The sequence below is a fragment of the Epibacterium ulvae genome (genome assembly GCF_900102795.1).
In the GTDB taxonomy this organism is placed as follows: Bacteria; Pseudomonadota; Alphaproteobacteria; order Rhodobacterales; family Rhodobacteraceae; genus Epibacterium; species Epibacterium ulvae.
Map to the genome: position 1 here is coordinate 13442 of NZ_FMWG01000008.1, position 17791 is coordinate 31232.

15 protein-coding genes and 2 pseudogenes are annotated in these 17791 nt (G+C 54.5%); 9 read left to right on the forward strand and 8 right to left on the reverse strand.

Going from position 1 to position 17791, the window contains the following annotated elements; genetic code table 11:
- The first annotated feature begins 746 nt into the window (after positions 1–746).
- Positions 747–2270 (forward strand): VPA1262 family N-terminal domain-containing protein, encoded by a 1524-nt coding sequence (locus tag BLP79_RS12875; protein WP_139163210.1) that lies wholly within the window; start codon positions 747–749, stop codon positions 2268–2270.
- Positions 2271–2337: 67 nt separating this feature from the next.
- On the forward strand, positions 2338–3903 hold the full coding sequence (locus BLP79_RS12880; protein WP_090219579.1) for a hypothetical protein: 1566 nt from the start codon (positions 2338–2340) through the stop codon (positions 3901–3903).
- A gap of 223 nt (positions 3904–4126) precedes the next feature.
- Here the strand turns inward: BLP79_RS12880 and BLP79_RS20280 are convergent.
- The 4 genes and pseudogenes from BLP79_RS20280 to BLP79_RS19540 form a co-directional block, all read right to left on the reverse strand.
- Positions 4127–4261 (reverse strand): annotated as a pseudogene (locus BLP79_RS20280) (IS481 family transposase); the annotation flags it as partial.
- 13 nt (positions 4262–4274) lie between these two features.
- Positions 4275–4841: a hypothetical protein gene (locus BLP79_RS12885; RefSeq protein WP_090219581.1), complete on the reverse strand. Its 567-nt coding sequence runs from the start codon at positions 4839–4841 to the stop codon at positions 4275–4277.
- A gap of 464 nt (positions 4842–5305) precedes the next feature.
- Positions 5306–5638 carry a hypothetical protein gene (locus BLP79_RS19535; RefSeq protein ID WP_139163211.1) on the reverse strand — a complete coding sequence of 111 codons (333 nt, stop codon included), beginning with the start codon at positions 5636–5638 and terminating at the stop codon, positions 5306–5308.
- A gap of 182 nt (positions 5639–5820) precedes the next feature.
- On the reverse strand, positions 5821–6054 hold the full coding sequence (locus BLP79_RS19540; protein ID WP_139163212.1) for a helix-turn-helix domain-containing protein: 234 nt from the start codon (positions 6052–6054) through the stop codon (positions 5821–5823).
- 354 nt (positions 6055–6408) lie between these two features.
- On the opposite strand from BLP79_RS19540, the gene BLP79_RS12900 reads away from it, so the two are divergent.
- Positions 6409–7431 carry a hypothetical protein gene (locus BLP79_RS12900; RefSeq protein ID WP_139163213.1) on the forward strand — a complete coding sequence of 341 codons (1023 nt, stop codon included), beginning with the start codon at positions 6409–6411 and terminating at the stop codon, positions 7429–7431.
- 294 nt (positions 7432–7725) lie between these two features.
- On the opposite strand, the gene BLP79_RS12905 is transcribed toward BLP79_RS12900, so the two are convergent.
- Positions 7726–8406, reverse strand: a complete 681-nt coding sequence (locus BLP79_RS12905; RefSeq protein WP_232716504.1) for a LysR family transcriptional regulator substrate-binding protein — start codon at positions 8404–8406, stop codon at positions 7726–7728.
- 15 nt (positions 8407–8421) lie between these two features.
- Positions 8422–8637: pseudogene (locus tag BLP79_RS20285) on the reverse strand (LysR family transcriptional regulator); the annotation flags it as partial.
- A 63-nt stretch (positions 8638–8700) separates the two neighbouring features.
- Between BLP79_RS20285 and BLP79_RS12910 the strand changes: the two are divergent.
- The 6 genes from BLP79_RS12910 (at position 8701) to BLP79_RS12935 (ending at position 15623) form a co-directional block, all read left to right on the forward strand.
- On the forward strand, positions 8701–9306 hold the full coding sequence (locus tag BLP79_RS12910; RefSeq protein ID WP_090219590.1) for a cytochrome P460 family protein: 606 nt from the start codon (positions 8701–8703) through the stop codon (positions 9304–9306).
- Positions 9307–9309: 3 nt separating this feature from the next.
- Positions 9310–9573, forward strand: a complete 264-nt coding sequence (locus tag BLP79_RS12915; RefSeq protein WP_090219591.1) for a hypothetical protein — start codon at positions 9310–9312, stop codon at positions 9571–9573.
- 121 nt (positions 9574–9694) lie between these two features.
- A complete protein-coding gene (gene hemA, locus BLP79_RS12920; protein ID WP_090219850.1) occupies positions 9695–10918 on the forward strand; it encodes a 5-aminolevulinate synthase in 1224 nt (407 codons plus the stop codon).
- Between the two features lie 53 nt (positions 10919–10971).
- A complete protein-coding gene (locus BLP79_RS12925; protein ID WP_090219593.1) occupies positions 10972–12480 on the forward strand; it encodes an FMN-binding glutamate synthase family protein in 1509 nt (502 codons plus the stop codon).
- A gap of 87 nt (positions 12481–12567) precedes the next feature.
- Positions 12568–14241 (forward strand): acetolactate synthase large subunit, encoded by a 1674-nt coding sequence (locus BLP79_RS12930; protein ID WP_090219595.1) that lies wholly within the window; start codon positions 12568–12570, stop codon positions 14239–14241.
- Positions 14238–15623, forward strand: coding sequence for an aldehyde dehydrogenase family protein (locus BLP79_RS12935; protein ID WP_090219596.1), 1386 nt, complete (start codon positions 14238–14240; stop codon positions 15621–15623). The genes BLP79_RS12930 and BLP79_RS12935 overlap by 4 nt, the downstream gene beginning before the upstream one ends.
- Positions 15624–15862: 239 nt before the next feature.
- On the opposite strand, the gene BLP79_RS12940 is transcribed toward BLP79_RS12935, so the two are convergent.
- Complete coding sequence (locus BLP79_RS12940; protein WP_090219598.1) at positions 15863–16729, reverse strand: HEPN domain-containing protein; 867 nt, start codon at positions 16727–16729, stop codon at positions 15863–15865.
- A gap of 306 nt (positions 16730–17035) precedes the next feature.
- Positions 17036–17503: a type III toxin-antitoxin system TenpIN family toxin gene (gene tenpIN / locus BLP79_RS12945; protein ID WP_090219599.1), complete on the reverse strand. Its 468-nt coding sequence runs from the start codon at positions 17501–17503 to the stop codon at positions 17036–17038.
- Between the last annotated feature and the right edge of the window lie 288 nt (positions 17504–17791).

Genomic DNA, 17791 nt, shown 5'->3' on the forward strand with positions numbered 1-17791 from the left:
TCCTTTAGAAACTCCAAGGTACTGAACTGCGCCAGCCATCGCGACAAATTTATGGGCGGCGCAAAGGAGCGCATGCAGTCTCCGGGCGGGAAGAGGGCAGTTTTGACTTTCAGACCGCAAGACAGGCGGAACAACCACGTACAGGCGCAGATTTCATCAGGGTTTGTGTCTTGGCTAGGCTAAGTACGTCTTCTCGCTGGATAAATCTAAATTCAAGCTAGACGTCATACGATGATGTGCCGTCCAGCGAGATTTTGACTCTGGTGAAACCTTAACATGTTGATGTCGAAGTAAATCGCTAAGCTGGTCCAAAATGAAGTTCGATTTTGTCCAGGCAGAAGTTGAGTTTTGGTATGCACGGGACCGTTCAATGACCGCGGACGGCAGAGGGGGGAGACAGCCCCGCTCCCTACAGTTTTCTCCGAACAGCTAACGTTGTGATCGACCCCCTTGAAATGAGGTATTCCGGCCTTGCGGCATTTGTTGTGATGCCCGTGACCGCGGTCCAATCGCTGCAGGTATGACCAAGTTGGGGGGAAATTTCCCCCAAGCGTTGATGGTTGGCAGTGGACACCCAATGTCCGTTTGAAAGCCGATTTTAGAAGGGTCGTATTCCTTGGCCTTGTCTTGTAGCGCAATTGCATCGGATTGAACTAATCTGATGGCAATCGGGGCAAAGATGTGCCGTCTTGCCCTGAACCGGATTTACACGGTTCGCATTGATAGCAGCACATAGGTTTATGAAGATGGCTCCAGTTGATTTCCCGTTCGAGCACGCGATCGTTCGGTTCAGTTGTTTGCAGCCAAAAGGTGCGCAGGTCCCGCATCTTGTCTTTGCTTCCGTTGAAATGCTGCCGCGCGGGCGGGCACTGCCGGATGAGACGCCGCTTGATGACAAAGGGTTCCCGCCCAGCCTTTCCACAAAAGCAGGGCGGCTGATGTTCCGTCGTGTGGCTTTATCAGCTCAGGCTGCGCTTGACTGGTATCGCCGTCTCAATACGCTTCCAGATGCGACCGGACCGCATATTGGCCGCGCGCTTTGCCATGGCCCCCTCGCGGATGAACCCTCATGGTCAGATGACATCTGGCCAGCGCTGGTGGTGCCGATCCCACCATCGGTCTTTCCCGGGCCTGCGGAGGATGATCGAATTGATCCTTTCTCTGGCAAAAACAGAGAGGCGGTGCGGGTACATCGACGTTTGTCTGTTGGGGATCCTGCGGTGGACGCTCTTCGAGACCTTGCCGAAGAAAAGAAGCAGAAAGCCTTTGAGTGGCTTCGTTTGCGGATTTGGGTGGATTTTACGCTTTACCCGGAAATGCTTGGTTCGGCGGTGCTGATCGCTCCAGATCCAGAGTTGCGCAATCTGGCGACGCGCCTTGACCGGGACGCAGCGGGCGTTGAGACAATCGTCGCGGAGCCGGACTGGCGCGTGGCTCCGGCCAAGCCCCTGGAACTGGTGGTGCGGGAGCAGCGCCATGGCGGGCTGTCTTTGGCCAAAACGTTCAGCTTGCAGGGTGACGATCCGGTCAGAATACCTCGGCGAAGCCCTGTTCGAGAGATCGCATGGGATGTGGTTCATCCTGACCGTGGTGTCATAGCCGCGATGCCGATGACTGGGTTTGGGCGCTCGACCCACTCGCAGAGCCATGTGATGGGACGAAAAATCACCATCGAAGGCAAGGATGGTCGCGGGAAAAAAGCACCGTCTTCGTCGCGCGTTGTGCAAGAGGTCGCAAGCGTTGAAACGGTACAGGTTGGAACGCCCCTTACGCCTATTGGCCGCCTTAACGAGGGCGCGCAACTGCGTCGTCTCAGGCGTGCGCAAGCTTCGGAGTTCTGGCTGGATGACCCGACCCAGGCGCGCGATGTGATCCACGGCATCCTGTCAAAGGCGCGAAACGTGATCACATTGGTCGACCCTTACGCCGATGGGTTGGACCTTGCAGATTATGGTGCATTCAGTACGGGCGCCAAGGTCCGCATGTTGACGGCGGAGCAAAGCACGACAGGCCGCGCATTTGTCGCGCTTCCCCAAGGCATCACTGCGCTGAGAGAACTTGGCCGACGTGTTACCGTCCGGCGGATGCCGCAGAATGCACTGCATGATCGCTTCCTGGTGGTCGACAGGGCGGTCTGGTCTTTGGGTGCGAGCCTGAACGGTGTTGGCCAACAGGCCACCATGCTGGTGCGCCTGAGAGAGGCTCGGCCTGTGTGCAAACGATTGATGCAGCTTTGGCTGAAGGCGGCACCGATTGAGGGGGCGAAATGATATGCCCGAAGACCCGTCCTGGAAGAGGTGTTTCGATAGGGTTTAATGCATTGAAGGAAAACCAGAGATGACTTTGCACTGGCCGGATGAGGATATCGACCGTTCCAACCGAGTTCGCGTGGAGATGGAGCATTTTTTGTCGGAGTACCGATCGCTGTCTCAACGGCTTGAGGCAGGGAGGTGTTTGAATGACGTTGCCACCTCCCGACGCGACCCAGAAACAGACGCAACCGCTGTTGAGCCCATCTCTCCCGATCTGGCGGCGCGCATTCGGCAGGAGGACAGCGGCTCATGGCTGCGGATCGGGGATGGCCTGCGTGCAGAAGTTGCCCTTGCGGAGGCGGCCGACCTGCCGCCTGTCGATGCAGCGCATCGGCTTGGCTTGGACTGCAGTACGCCGGTCGGAAAACAGCTTGTCGTAGAGGCTTTGGTGAATGCGACGTTCCGCGACCATATTGTCGAAGGGCTGTGCACCGCTTTTGCCCAACCGCCAGTCTTTCGCGATGACGGAAGGGCCGATGAACCCAATCAAATTGTTGAGGGCGCGCGTCAGGCCATTCTTCAGTCTCGCGCAGACTGGGCCCAGCCTGAAAAGCGCAACCTTCACGAGTTGCGAACGACCTTCTTGTGGGCTTCACAAGTTACGCTCGTCACACCGATCCATTGCTTGATGGCCCCCTTGTCGCATGCCGCACCAGACGTGGCGATAGATCTGCTCGAGAGCATGCCATCGCCACTTGATGCTGTGCTCTGCCTTGAGTGGGTCCATCTGGACGTCGAAAGTTTTGAGGCCTGGGCACGCGCCATTCGAAATGCCCCGTCTGCCTGGGATGAAGGCGGTTGGATCGGCAGGCATGGCGCGGCGCGCGGTCTTGCGCTGCCACTGCTTCTGTGGCGCGCAGAAGGACACCTGAGGTATATGCCCCTCGACACTGAGGCGGTACGTGCCACGCCCAACGACGTCGCACAAGTGGTCCGCAATCGCGCAGAAGGGGGTGTCACAGCATGGCGCTGGTGCGCCGACCTGCTGGGGCAGGCCAACCAACGCGAGCGGGATGGGCGCTCCGGCCTCGAAGACGGGACCTATCGAACCGCGCAGGCTCTGGCGCGGAACGGTGGTTGGGCAAGCTTCGATCCCGGTACGGGACGTGATGCGCTGCTTCTTGAAGCAGCGTGCCGCCTGGCTCCGGACGCACAGAACATCCCGGCTCATCTTGCTTCGCTGCTCCCAACTAAGCCGGAGCAATTCATTCGTGGGACGAGCGGCGCGGATCTTTCCTGGGCAGCTTTTGGCCTTGCGGGCCATCCGCCCTTTGGTCCTGTCACGCGTCTCTTGTCGAAGGCCTTCACAGGATCGGCCGGAGCTGAGCGCCTGTCCTCGCTCTGGAATAAAGCGCTGGTGTTGCGCGAGCTGGCCGCTGGCGGTGTCCTAAACGACCAAGAAGATGACGCGAGTGACCACCGCAACCCTGCGGCTCCATTGCATCTGATTGTAACAATGGGAATTGCAGCAGCAGAGCTATGCGACGGTGAAAGTCGCGAGGCTGCCGACAGCCTTATTCTGGAGGTAGACGCTATGCTGGAGGAATTCCGCCCCTGGGATGGGCATGGCTATCGAGTATTGTTTGAGTAGCGCAAAGGTGTTGCACTTCGGACATAATGCATTTCGTTCCGATTCCAGCGCAATTCGCCGACCTTTGCAAGTACTCACTCGATAACAATTGCCAAGGTAATATGCATAGCCGCCGCGCTTTCTGGATAGAATGGGTTTGTTTCTTTGAGGGGTTTTGGGGTCAAAACGGCCATAGTGCTGCTTGGCTTCAGGTAAGCGTTGTAAGACAAGGGCCTAGGTGTTCAGTCCAGGAATGTGGTGGGTTGGATTTAGAATGGATCGGTCTGGTTCGTTCGAAGATGTGTTTGAATGCTGATGTGTCTTGCTTGCGATTGGTGAATTGGATGCCGTTATCCGTCAGGATCGTGTGGATCTTGTAGGACTGTCACAGTTTACACCAGCGCCCGCACATCTTCCTTACGGTAGATCGGGGTGCCTTTGACGACAGCGGCTTTCGATATTTGCTTTCGAGCAATGATCGACCTCACTGTCCCAACAGAAACGCCGTTAGCTTGTGCCACAGTCCTCGCTGTTTGATATTCTTGCAGAAAGCTGTCCAAAGACTCTTTTAGCACGGCTTCTAGTCTGATTAGGCCCATATTCTCTTTGACCGAACAGGGCGTCAGTTTGACTGTTTCTTCAGAGTGCAGTTTTGCGAGGGCGCAAACAAAGAACCATCTCGTAAAGATCAGTATCTGTTGCTTCTTGCTTTCGTTCCAGACCGACCGATAAGGGTCAGGGACTGGCGACGCGTCAGCCTGATTTACAGTTTTCCTGATGCAATCCCAGGATGGGCCGCCAACAATTTGATCCAATTGCTCCCACGAAAACTGTTCGGTAACTTCAGATCCGTCGTCTCTGCGAAACGTTGCAAACTTGGCGTGGGATGCAACAAAGCGGTAGGGGATACGATCAATCAGATAGAGGTCTGATTTCGAAAACCGGAACTTCCTGCTCATGCCGCAGCCCGGATCAGAGTGAATTCATTGATCTTGCCTGGGCTAACTCTTTCGAGCTTTCCCTCAAAGATGGCCCGATAAATCGAGCGGTAGCTCCGCCCCCCCATCTTTAGAAGCTTCATCAAATCGTGGATCGCGAGAATGCCGCGTATTGTCGGGATAACTTCATCAAGACGACTAAGGACATCCCAATCTGGAAAGAGCCTGAACTTTAGGTAGGTCAAAGCATTGGTAGCATCTAACCTTTTGAAGCAGTTCTCAGTGACCAAACGGATTTCATCAAACTGCGAACAATGTTCTGAAGCTCTAAGTTGCCTGAGTTCGCGTAAGAAACGCCCGGATTGAAGTCGCTCGGTCGGCTTCACGGCGATGGCTACCACACGGCCGGATTTGTAGCGCGCGACCAAGTCGAAGTAATGGTTTTGGGGGTTTCCGTCTTCGTCCCGAAATGGGATTGGCCCAAATTATTCCTGTACTTGTTCAACCGATGGGTTTGAGAGAACAAGCGCAAGGTGGTGATATTCCAACTGACTGTCGAGCCCATATATGCGCGGACGGCCTGTCGGCAGGTCAGGCAAGACGGAAAACAACCTGCAGGCCCCACGCGATCTGGGATTTATCGTGCGATTGCCCTGATACGGGATCGGTGGATCCGCGTCGACCGTCAGGTCAGGTAGCTGAACTTCATCGCGTAGCTCTCGGGCGTTTAGCCGACGTATTACTTCAGGCATGCCCGACAGATCACGGGGCATAGGGAGCGAAGCCACATTTGTAGACGACAAGTTTTTGGTGAACATAAGAATTCATCCCAGTCTCGAAAGAAGATGGAGGAAACAGGCGCACCAAGCCGTTGGCCCGATAGGCGCCTGTTGACTTCGACGTGGTTGCGTGGGATGAAAGTAGCGACCAAACTAACAACGGGCTCTGCACGCTTTGCGCTGCGGGGCCTGTTTCATTTCATCCAGGTGATTTCGCTAAATCATTTAGGCACCTCATTCTGGTCGCTAAGCAAATAAGTTGCCAATTCGTCGGGATCTTCGCGAAGCACGCTGGCCAGTTCCGTCACAACCGGGCGGCTTATTCTGCGACCGCCAATCACCAGACTGACAGTGCTTTGGTGCCGCCCTATGAGATCGGAGAACTCCTGAATTGTCAGGCCTGCTTCCATGAGAAGCCTAAACTTTATCGTCTCTGCGGCCCTACGAAGTTTCACGGAATTCTCCCAGCAATGCACATTGACGGCTTGACCGATAATATGGCTGATCTGATTCGGTGGCAACAACTAAGTGTGTCCGGATTCGTAATTTTATTATTCAATAACATGTAGTTAAATGGCGCTTCCTCATTGCTATCTACTGTCGATTCTACAGTAGACATTTAGAAGCCGCCCTAGGCAGCGCAGTTGCGTTGAGCGCGACCAATCGTGTTTCAACCTGTTTAATCGCGCCTCTACCTCGCACGTAGACCATAGAAACAAAGAGCGATTGCTTGCGGCACATAAGATCGTAAAAGAGAGGTGGCGCACGGGACATCGAGATCTCGCCAGTTTCTGTTTTGGGGCCATAAGATGATACTCTACAAGACAATCGCCTTGCAGTATGGGCGCTACCTCGAAACCGGCCTATCCGGAGATGAGTACGATCTCGTGGCGCGTGTGGGTCCAACGGAGGAAACCCGCATACAACGGCAGGGTATCTTGCACGATCTCGCCGCGGCCCGGATTTACCTGCTCGACCACCGCGCTGCGAACTACCTCGATAGCCTTCGAATGGATGTCCAAGGTATGCCTTGGGAGGATCGACCGGAGGCCCACATCCAAGGTTATGTGCGCGAAGTTGATTTCCCGCAGGATTTGGTTTGGGTCGAGTATGACAGCCGAAAGCTCTGGGAGGACCGTGTAGCACGCGGCCTAACGACCATGAGCGAAGACGAGCTGAGTATCTGGCATCAGCGCGGGTTCCTATTCGACAATCGATCTCCAGACAAAATGACCGTTCAACTTTTCACTGCCATCACTGATCGCAATTTCTGGGACTCACCTGTCACACTGGTTCTCAACAAGTCTCAAGGTGGCCGCCTCGACTTCAGCAACGCAAACTGGCAACTGCAGAACAACGTCATCTTATCGCGAATGCAACTCAGTTCCGGCGACCAGCAGCACGACCTGAAGGAACATATAGAAACGCACAAAGGTTATTTAACCTACGAGATGGTGATTGGTTTCATGCTATTTGCTGCGTTGGCCGCACACGAGGACGACCTGTTATCGCGCGAAGCTCCAAGCCTTTCGACCTCGCAGGCGAAGGCGGCACGAAAATTCGGCAAAACCTGGATGGCCGAAACGCTCCGGTCGCACATCACGATCCAGATCGGGCCTGCAGGCGAGCGGCACCTGACCGAGCGCGAGGCTCGGCGGCAGTTCGAACAGGTTCAAGCCTCTGGACGTGCAACACCAGTGGAGCACTGGGTCGCTGAGCATGAAAGGCACTATTCGAACGGAAAGGTTGTACGGATTCGCGCGCACAAGCGGGGTCAGCCTGCGAGTCGAGGATTGCCTGTGCGGGTGGTGGGGCCGCGAATTGAGAGCTAAGCTACCCGGCGTCCATTCTCGAAATGGCCTGAATCGGAGTCGGCGAGATGTGCTGTTAAGACGGCCCTAAGCCGACATTCTTGAACCTGGCGGCGAAAGACAGGTATGAGCCCAAACTACCACATGCCGCAGTGTGGACAAATGTCCGCTTTGGTTTGTTGGAGGAGTTGCGTTATGGTACGCCCAATGCAATTGCACACGATACCAACGAAAGCCTGCTTTGGACGTGGAGCGTTTACTACGTTGGTGTCAGTCAGACTATTCAAAAGCGTTCGCTTACCCCGACGCAAGTGATCAATAAAACGATTTGACGTGTTTAATCAGCGCCTGAACAGGGGGCAGGTCTTCGCGTCCAGCGGGGATCGTCAAATAAACCGATCTGAGTAGATTCTGGTCTCGCAAGGCCACTGATTTCAGGCCCGCTGAACTGGCAGAACTTTCCGGCATGATTGAGATACCGTGATCCTGCGCAAGCAATGATTTTATCCAATCTTCCCGCTCGCTGCTGGCCACGACATTCAGGTTCACATCGTTCTTGTCAACCATCGACAAGATCATATCCCGAAACTCGCATCGCAACCTGTCTATATAGGGAAACTCGGCGATCATCTTCAGAGGGATCGACTCGCGTTGAGCCAACCGGTTTTGCAATCCGCAGGACATCACCATGCGTTCCTGAAACAATTCATGGGTGCGCACTCGTGGAACAGCTTCGACAGGGCTGCCAATGATTGCGACATCGACTTTGCCATTCAATAGCGCCTCTTGAATCGTTGCAGCGGTGAAATCCAACAGCTCAATCGACAGCGTCGGGTTGTCTTGCTGGAACTGCGCCAGACAACGGCCTACCTTGCCTGGGTCTATGGTGCACATGATCGCAATACGGATACATGCGGTTTCGGTCTTCGCAATCCGTGATGCAAGCTGTGCAGCGCGACTTGCTGCATCCTCCACCTCCTGAAGAGAGGTACGCATGCGTTCACCCAGGCGGGTCAAGTGCGTCAAACGCCCTTCTCTTCGGATCAGAGATCCGCCAAATTCCGATTCAAGCTGCTGGATTGCTTTACTCAATGCAGGTTGCGAGATCTTCAATTCTCTCGCAGCCTGAGAAAAATTGAGTGTGCGTGCGACGGTAAGAAAATATCGAATGCGACGAAGTTCCATAGGGTCTTGTACCTCAGCGGGGCGGGTGGGCCAGTTATACATACCATAACTAAAATATATGATTGGATGCACTAGATTTGAGGTCAGCCACAAGGAGACCTCTCGATGAAGCTACCACACTACGCTGCTGCCACAGGAATTGTCGCTTTTGCTTTGGCGGGTGCAGTTCTGGCTCAATCCTCAGCAGAAAATATTGCCGAAGCGGCCTTTAATGACGACGGGTCAGTCAATGTTCCCACTGATTACCGTCGCTGGGTTTTCATCGGTTCGCCACTGACCCCCAATGCCCTGAATGACGGCGAGGCTCCTTTTCCAGAGTTTCACAATGTCTATGTCGAACCTTCGGCCTATGACCATTTTGCAGAAACCGGTGAATGGGCAAATGGTACGCAGATTGCCAAAGAATTGGTGATGATCCGCGAAGGCGGCAATTGCACCGAAGAAGATGGCGCTTGTTTCGAAGTGTCCGGCAACGGGTACTTTCAGGGCGAATTCGTCGGTCTTGAACTGACGGTCAAAGATACGGAACGGTTCAGTGGCGAACCGGGCGGCTGGGTCTATTACAGTTTTGGGCACGAAGGCGAACCCTATGCTGAAACAGCACAGGCCTTCCCAGCAGAATCCTGCAACGCCTGTCATGAATCCAACGCAGATACCGATTTCGTGTTTACCCAGTTCTATCCTGTGCTTCGCGCCGTTCAGGGAAATTGAGACGTGAAACGTCTATTGGGTTGCCTCGCTCTGATTAGCCCAATCGGAGCGCTCCCCGGGTCGGCACAGGAGTTTTCTGTGTCGACCGAAGGGGTCGTTGGATCAAATGGAAGCATCCACATGCCCAAGGGCGAGTTTCGCACCAGTTGGCCAATGCTGGGTAGCTGGACCATTCTGGACGAAGGCGAAGCCACTGGACAGCACGTTGTCTATACGCAGCGGGGCGGATTAGCTAAAACGATCCGTTCCCGTTGCAGTTGGGAGTGAGCGAGTTGTCCATGTTTCGAACCTGTAGGATTGTTCGTGCACCTGCGCGGTCAACTGGAGTATTGGAATGAAGCGTTTCTCAAACCTGCGACGCCCACCGAACCTAGGAGCGCAGATACCGGTGGACTATACTGCTCAGCTCGATACAGCGATTGCCAGGCTGCATGATGAAGGACGTTACCGGACTTTCATCGACATCGAACGCCGCAATGGTCATTTCCCGCATGCGGTGCGGACACGCCCGGACGGGTCGCAGCAGAACATCACCGTGTGGTGTGGCAATGACTATCTGGGCATGGGCCAGCACCCGGTTGTTCTGAACGCCATGCACGAAGCGGTTGATGCCACTGGTGCCGGCTCGGGCGGGACCCGCAACATTTCCGGCACCACCGTTTATCACAAACGTCTCGAGGCCGAACTGGCCGATTTGCATGGAAAAGAGGCCGCGCTGCTGTTCACCAGTGCTTACATCGCCAATGATGCGACCCTCAGCACGTTGCCGAAACTGTTTCCCGGCCTGATTATCTATTCCGATGCGCTCAACCATGCGTCGATGATCGAGGGTGTGCGCCGCAACGGCGGTGCCAAACGCATCTTCCGTCACAACGATGTGGCCCATCTGCGCGAACTACTTGAGGCCGACGATCCCAAGGCACCGAAGCTGATCGCGTTTGAATCCATCTACTCGATGGACAGCGATTTTGGTCCGATCGAGGAAATTTGCGATTTGGCCGATGAATTCGGCGCGCTGACCTATCTTGACGAGGTCCACGCAGTTGGCATGTACGGCCCGCGCGGTGGCGGCGTGGCCGAGCGTGATCGTCTGGCGCATCGTATCGACATCATCAACGGCACCCTTGCCAAAGCCTTTGGCGTGATAGGTGGTTATATCGCAGCCAGCGCGAAATTTTGTGACGCGGTGCGCTCTTACGCTCCGGGTTTCATCTTTACCACCTCGCTGCCGCCAGCGGTCGCGGCAGGGGCGGCGGCTTCGGTTGCTTATCTGAAATCCGCCCCTGAACTGCGCAAGCAGCATCAGACCCAGGCCAGTATTCTCAAGTTGCGCTTGAAGGGGATGGGCCTGCCGCTGATCGATCACGGCAGCCACATCGTTCCCGTGATCGTCGGCAACCCGATACATACCAAAAAGCTCAGCGATATGCTGCTGGATGACTACGGCATTTACGTTCAGCCAATCAACTTCCCAACCGTTCCGCGCGGCACCGAGCGCCTGCGCTTTACTCCGTCACCGGTGCATGGATCAGAAGAACTTGATCTGCTCGTGACTGGACTAAACGCACTTTGGACCCAATGTGAACTGAATCGCGATGAACGGGCTGGATAACGCGCTTGTCGATCCGCCAACAACCAACAACAAGTTTCCGGAGCTAAATATTTATGTCACAGCTATCGAATGTGATCCTGTCGCTTTTGCAAATCCTCTCATATGCTTTCATCTTTGCCATCGGTCTGGCCGTACTTTGGGTGGTGGTGACTTATTTTCGCGACAAGACCCAAACCGAAAGCACCTTGCGTCGCAACTATCCGGTGATCGCACGGTTCCGCTATTTCTTTGAGCACATGGGCGAGTTCCTTCGTCAGTATTTCTTTGCTCAGGACCGCGAAGAAATGCCGTTCAACAGGGCCGAACGGTCCTGGGTTTACCGCGCCGCCAAGAATGTGGATTCCACTGTGGCCTTTGGCTCGACCCGTGATTTGCGCCCGACCGGAACGGTCTATTTTGTGAACTGCCCGTTTCCGACGCTGGAACAGGACGCGCAAGAGCCATCAGCCGTGACCATCGGGCCATTTGCGCAGCACCCATATACCACTGATTCAGTTTTTAACATTTCCGGCATGAGCTATGGCGCAATCTCTGTTCCGGCCGTGCGGGCGCTGTCATCCGGTGCAAAAGCCGCGGGTATCTGGATCAACACTGGCGAGGGCGGCTTGTCGCCCTATCACCTGGAAAGTGGCGCGGACGTCGTTTTCCAGATCGGGACCGGCAAATTTGGCGTACGCAAATCCGAAGGCGGTTTTGACGAAGATAAGCTGCGCGCTGTTGCGGCCCATGATGCCGTGAAGATGTTCGAGATCAAGTTGAGCCAGGGCGCCAAACCCGGCAAGGGGGGCATTCTGCCCGGCGCGAAGGTCACCGAGGATATCGCGGCCATTCGTGGCCTGAAGGTCGGTCAGGACGCCATCAGCCCCAATCGGCACCCCGAGATCAACAGCGTGAGCGATCTGTTGGACATGATCAACTATGTGCGCGATGTGACCGGCAAGCCGGTCGGCTTCAAGGCGGTTATCGGAGCATATGGATTCTTCGAAAGCCTGTGTCAGGAAATTCTCAAACGTGGTCCTGAAAGTGCGCCGGATTTCGTTACCATCGACAGCTCTGATGGCGGCACGGGCGCTGCCCCGATGAGCCTGATCGACAATATGGGCATGCCCATTCGCGAAAGCCTGCCGCTGACGGTGGATATGCTCAGAAAGTATGGGTTGAAAGATCGGGTGAAGGTCTGCGCCAGTGGTAAGATGATCAACCCCTCCGAGGTGGCATGGGCCTTTTGCGCAGGTGCTGATTTCGTGAACTCGGCACGGGGGTTCATGTTTGCGCTTGGCTGTATTCAGGCCCTGCAATGCAACAAGAATACATGTCCAACGGGCATCACGACCCACAATAAAAAACTGCAATTCGGGCTTGATCCCGTCAGCAAGGCGGAACGTGTCGCCAGCTATGCCAAGAACATGAAAAAAGAGATTGGGATCATCGCTCACAGCTGCGGTGTGGCCGAACCGCGTCTGCTGAAACGATATCATGCGCGCATCGTTCTGGACAACGGACGCTCGGCATCGATGGATGACCTTTACCCAAAACCACAACAAATGCAGGCAGCTGAATAAACTTATCTGTATAATCAAAGGACACGGCAGCCCCGGCTGCCTGCGGGGTGGCCATTCGCGCTGACCCCGCAAACATCAGGAGATCACATGTCACCTTCAACACCAATCGCAACAATCCCAACCAAAGCCTCGGACCTGTTGGTCGCCGCGCTTGAGGCCGAGGGTGTTGAATACATCTTTGCAGTTCCGGGCGAAGAAAATCTGGACGTTCTGGAATCGCTCAGAACCTCAAAGATTGAGCTGGTGCTAACGCGTCACGAACAGGGCGCGGCCTTCATGGCGGCCACCTATGGTCGCCTGACAGGCAAGGCCGGGGTCTGCATGGCAACGCTGGGGCCCGGGGCCACAAACTTTGCCACCCCGGCGGCCTATGCGCATCTGGGTGGTATGCCGCTGATCATGATCACCGGTCAAAAGCCGATCAAGAAATCCAAACAGGGTCAGTTTCAGATCATCGATGTGGTGGGCCTGTTCGCACCAATCTGCAAGATGTCTAAGCAGATCGTGCACGGCAACACCATCCCGTCCCTGATCCGCGAGGCGTTTCGCGTCGCTCAAGAGGAACGCCCCGGTGCGGTCCTGCTGGAACTTCCCGAGGACATCGCAGCCGAGGAAACCGACGAACCTGTGCTGAAACCACATCCACGCCACTATGCCGTGGCCGGTGACACGGTCCTCAATGAAGCCGCAGATCTGATCCGAGCGGCGAAGATGCCGTTGCTGTTGTTGGGAGCTGGGGCCAACCGGAAGCACGCGCGCAGTGCCCTCAGTCAGTTTGTGAAAGACACGCAGATTCCGTTCTTCAATACTCAGATGGGTAAGGGCGTGGTGGACGAACGCTCTGAACTGTTCCTTGGCACGGCCGCATTGTCCGACGGAGATTACTTGCACTGCGCCATCGACCGAGCCGATCTGATCATCAATGTGGGCCATGACGTGGTCGAAAAACCGCCCTTCTTCATGGAGGAAGGCGGCACCAAGGTGATCCACGTGAACTATAAGGCCGCGCAGGTCGATCAGGTCTATTTCCCACAGGTTGAGGTGGTCGGGGATCTGGCGCAATCCATCGTACGCCTGGGTGAGAAACTGGTTGGGCCGTTGGAATTTGATCGCAGCTATTTCGAACGCGTTAAACTGGAAACCGATCTGCACACTTCGGCAGGGGCAGATGACGCCCGGTTCCCGGTGATCCCGCAGCGCTTTGTGGCCGATACACGCAAGGTCATGGGGGATTGCGATATCATCGCGCTAGACAATGGCATCTACAAGATTTGGTACGCGCGCAACTATCAGGCCTATCAACCCAACACCGTCCTGCTGGACAACGCGCTGGCAACGATGGGGGCTGGGCTTCCGTCAGCGATGATGGCGGCCAAGCTTTACCCTGACCGCCGAGTAATGGCGATCTGCGGCGATGGCGGGTTCATGATGAACAGTCAGGAGATCGAAACGGCCGTTCGGCTAGGCCTGAATCTGGTGGTGACGGTGCTGAACGACAGCTCGTACGGAATGATTCGCTGGAAGCAGTCGCATGCGGGCTTCGATGATTGGGGGTTAGAATTCAACAATCCCGATTTCGTGCAATACGCCAACAGCTACGGAGCAACTGGCCACCGGATTGAGCGCACCGAAGATCTGGTGCCAACCTTTGAAGCTGCATTTGCCGCTGGCGGCGTGCATCTGATCGATCTGCCTGTGGATTACAGCGAAAACCAGCGCGTGTTGATTGATGAGCTAGCTGCAAAGGCCTGCCTGATATGAGCGCAGTTTTGGATGTTGTGAACCCCTTCGACCAGACCAAAGTAGGGAGTGTTGAACTTAGCGAATGGGATGATGTCGATGCCATGCTTGGCGTTGCCCATACCCTTTACCGCAATCGCGACGGGTGGCTGCCTGCTTACAAACGGATCGAAATTCTGAAGGAAACGGCCCGACAAATGTCCGGGCGGGCCGAGGAGTTGGCCTTGCTGATTGCCAGCGAAGGCGGCAAGCCCTTGATTGATGCCCGGGTCGAGGTCACGCGTGCCATCGATGGGGTCGAGCTGTGCATCCACGAAATCGGCCAGATGAGCGGTCGGGAAATACCGATGGACCTAACCGAGGCGGGATCAGGACGCATCGCCTTCACTCAACGAGAGCCCATCGGTGTGGTGGTCGCGGCAAGTGCGTTCAATCATCCCCTCAATTTGATTGTTCATCAGGTTGCTCCGGCTGTGGCTGCTGGTTGCCCTGTGATCGTCAAGCCTGCGCTAGATACACCTTTGTCGTGTGAGGCGTTTGTCGACATGTTACATCATGCGGGTTTGCCGAAAGACTGGTGCAGTTTTGCAGCCTGTCAGAATGACGTGGCCGAGAAAATGATCATCGATCCGCGTGTCGGCTTTTTCTCATTCATCGGCTCGGCACGAGTTGGCTGGATGTTGCGCTCAAAACTTGCGCCGGGCACGCGCTGTGCCCTTGAACACGGCGGCGCGGCTCCGGTCATCGTCGATGAAACCGCTGACCTAGACGCGGTGATCCCTTTGCTGACCAAGGGTAGTTTCTATCATTCCGGTCAGGTTTGTGTTTCGGTTCAGCGCGTCTATGCGCCGTCCGGTATGGTCGCTGAGGTCGCGCAGAAACTGGCGGACGCGGCGGCGGCACTCAAGGTCGGGGATGCTCGTGACCCCAATGTAGATTGCGGTCCCCTTATTCGCCCGACCGAGGTTGACCGGGTGGAACAATGGGTGGATGAGGCCGTGCAGGCAGGCGCGACCGTTTTGGCCGGAGGAAAACGGCTTGGACCAACAACATATGCTCCAACGGTCCTGCTGAACCCAGCCGCCGAAGCACGCGTTTCAATTGCCGAGATTTTTGGGCCGGTTGTCTGCATCTATGGGTATGACACTATCGCGGATGCCTTCGATGCCGCGAATGGTCTGGACTTTGCCTTTCAGTCTGCGGTTTTCACCAAGAATCTCGATACCGCAATGCAGGCCATTCAGCGGCTGGATGCTACTGCGGTCATGGTGAACGATCATACCGCCTTCAGGGTTGACTGGATGCCATTCGCAGGTCGCCGTCAGTCTGGATATAATACCGGCGGTATCGGTTACACGATCCACGACATGACGCAGGACAAGATAGCCGTGATCCAGTTGTGAAGTATTGGGCGGTGTAGTGATCCGCTAGATCTAACCTCTTTGCCTGGCAGTTCTTGAGGTGGATCTCAAACCGGCCATTCGAGAAACCGCAGCGAAAGCTAACTTTGTCCGTACTGCGGTAATCCGTGACCAACCAACCGTCAGGTCGTTTAGCAGCCCAAACCCGACTTTCATCATTGCGTCTGTCGCTGCATTGCAACCTCCCCAAAGCTGCCCTTGGTGGTCAGTGCAGCACTACCTCAGTCTGCGCGATCCGCTGCCAGTATCTTTTTGAATTCTTCTTCGGCGTCTCGTCCAATCTGGATATTTCCCAGCAGCCATTCAACTTGTTCCCTTGCAAGGTCAGTGACCTCCGCGTCATTTATGTTGTTCCAGAGGAGATAAAGGTAGGAGTTATCAAATCCGGCCATTGCGGGTGATACCGTCGAAGGTACTGATCGTTCCAGGTCGGCATCACTTCGGAAATACGCGAAATTCCAAGAATGTATAACATCCTCAAGGTTTGCGCCTGTCACTCCGATTGAACCTGTCGGTGACTTCATAGATCGAATTTGATATTCTGGATGTTGAGCGATGACATTGCGGTAAGGTTGCCCATAGAATTCGGTTAGCTCGTTGTCTGGAAAGTCGCCGCCGATGATCCAGTCTAAGCCAATTGTTCTTCGACGGAGTTCAAAGGCAAGTTGATCGAATTTGAACATATCATCATTGTTGTTACTGTAGGAGAGAAGCCCGTACCGACTATCGGGGTGTCCCATCTCGTTCACTCTAGTAATCCAATCTTCAAGAGGGCTATCGGTCCAGAACCTTTCAGCAAGTTTGTCCGGTCTTGTAAGGTTAGTTACTGCCAAGTCTCCGAATACCTCCCTGTGTTTGTTCCAGAGTTTTTCAATGTCGTGGCCATATCCTCCCTTCACCGATACCCCATTGAGGACAAGGCCGGCCTTTAATAGTTTTTCGATTGTTTGGAGCGCTTCCCACCAGAATTCTTCATTTATCCCGTAGGTTTTTGAAAATCTCGCGAAGAAGTAATTGCGGTCGGAGGGTGCAACGAAAAACTTGTGTGCAAAGACTGACTTAAAGTGGTTCAGAGGGGTGTCGAACATGGGAATTCCTTCGCCGGGATTACCAACATAGTTAAGTAAAGATCATCACTGTTACACTAACTCTATCGTATACTTTTGCGATAAGCTCTCATATTGGATTTGACCCAATGACGTATAGGGCTGACTAGCTTGCGAGGATGCCTCCCCTTGTGACGACGCCACTCACGGCGCGAAGCGGTAATCGTCTTTCCACGCTTTGAGCGGATTGCAGACATTTTGTACGCTTTGACCTGATGGGTAAGGTGAAAGATGTTGCAGCGCTCTTTAAGTTCGGCCCTGCAACCGTGAAGTAAGGCTAGGTAACTGTTAGTCGTTGTCGAGAGCGGCATCAGGTAAGGTAATGCCTAACTCGGCATGGTAATTCACCAGCGTCGTGTATCGGTATGACTGTTGCAGTGCATTATTGTCCCCTTTGTTGGCCAACACTATGTATCGTTCAACATATTTCTGGAAACGGGACGTGATGAAATGCTCTCGATCTTTGATCTTGACGTACTCATCGTGGGGGATTTTGAATGGTTGCCCGATGAACACAGCATTCCCTATCAAAACAGCCTTTGAGTAATCAAGTCCCTTGCCACCAATGGTTTTGAAACCATGTTTGTGGTTAAGATTTGACCTCAACGGAATGCCAAAGCGCATGCCGTTGTTGACTTCAATTACTACAATACCATAGCCGCGGTTCTTCTCACCTGGAGTTCCGGTTCCATCCAAAGTTTCAGATAAATGATTGTTGTTGTTATAAAAAACTGGAAGTAGTTTAGATATTTTCATGTTCTGTCCGGACAAAGAAAAAGGGCTGGCCTAAACCAAACCCTTTCTCATTCAATTGGGGACTTCAGTTTTTTACGTGGGACTCACCCTATCGCCACAGCTTCCATCGGGGATTTCTCTATTTTTACGTGGGACTCACCCTATCGCCACTACAGCACCAAAAATGTCACAACCAAGAGCCACTGTCAAGCATTATGTGGTTTGGGGTACCTCTACGCACGGTACATTAAAATTCGTAATTTCAATAATGTACAGATACTACCCGAACGACAGCTAAGCCGCTACTAA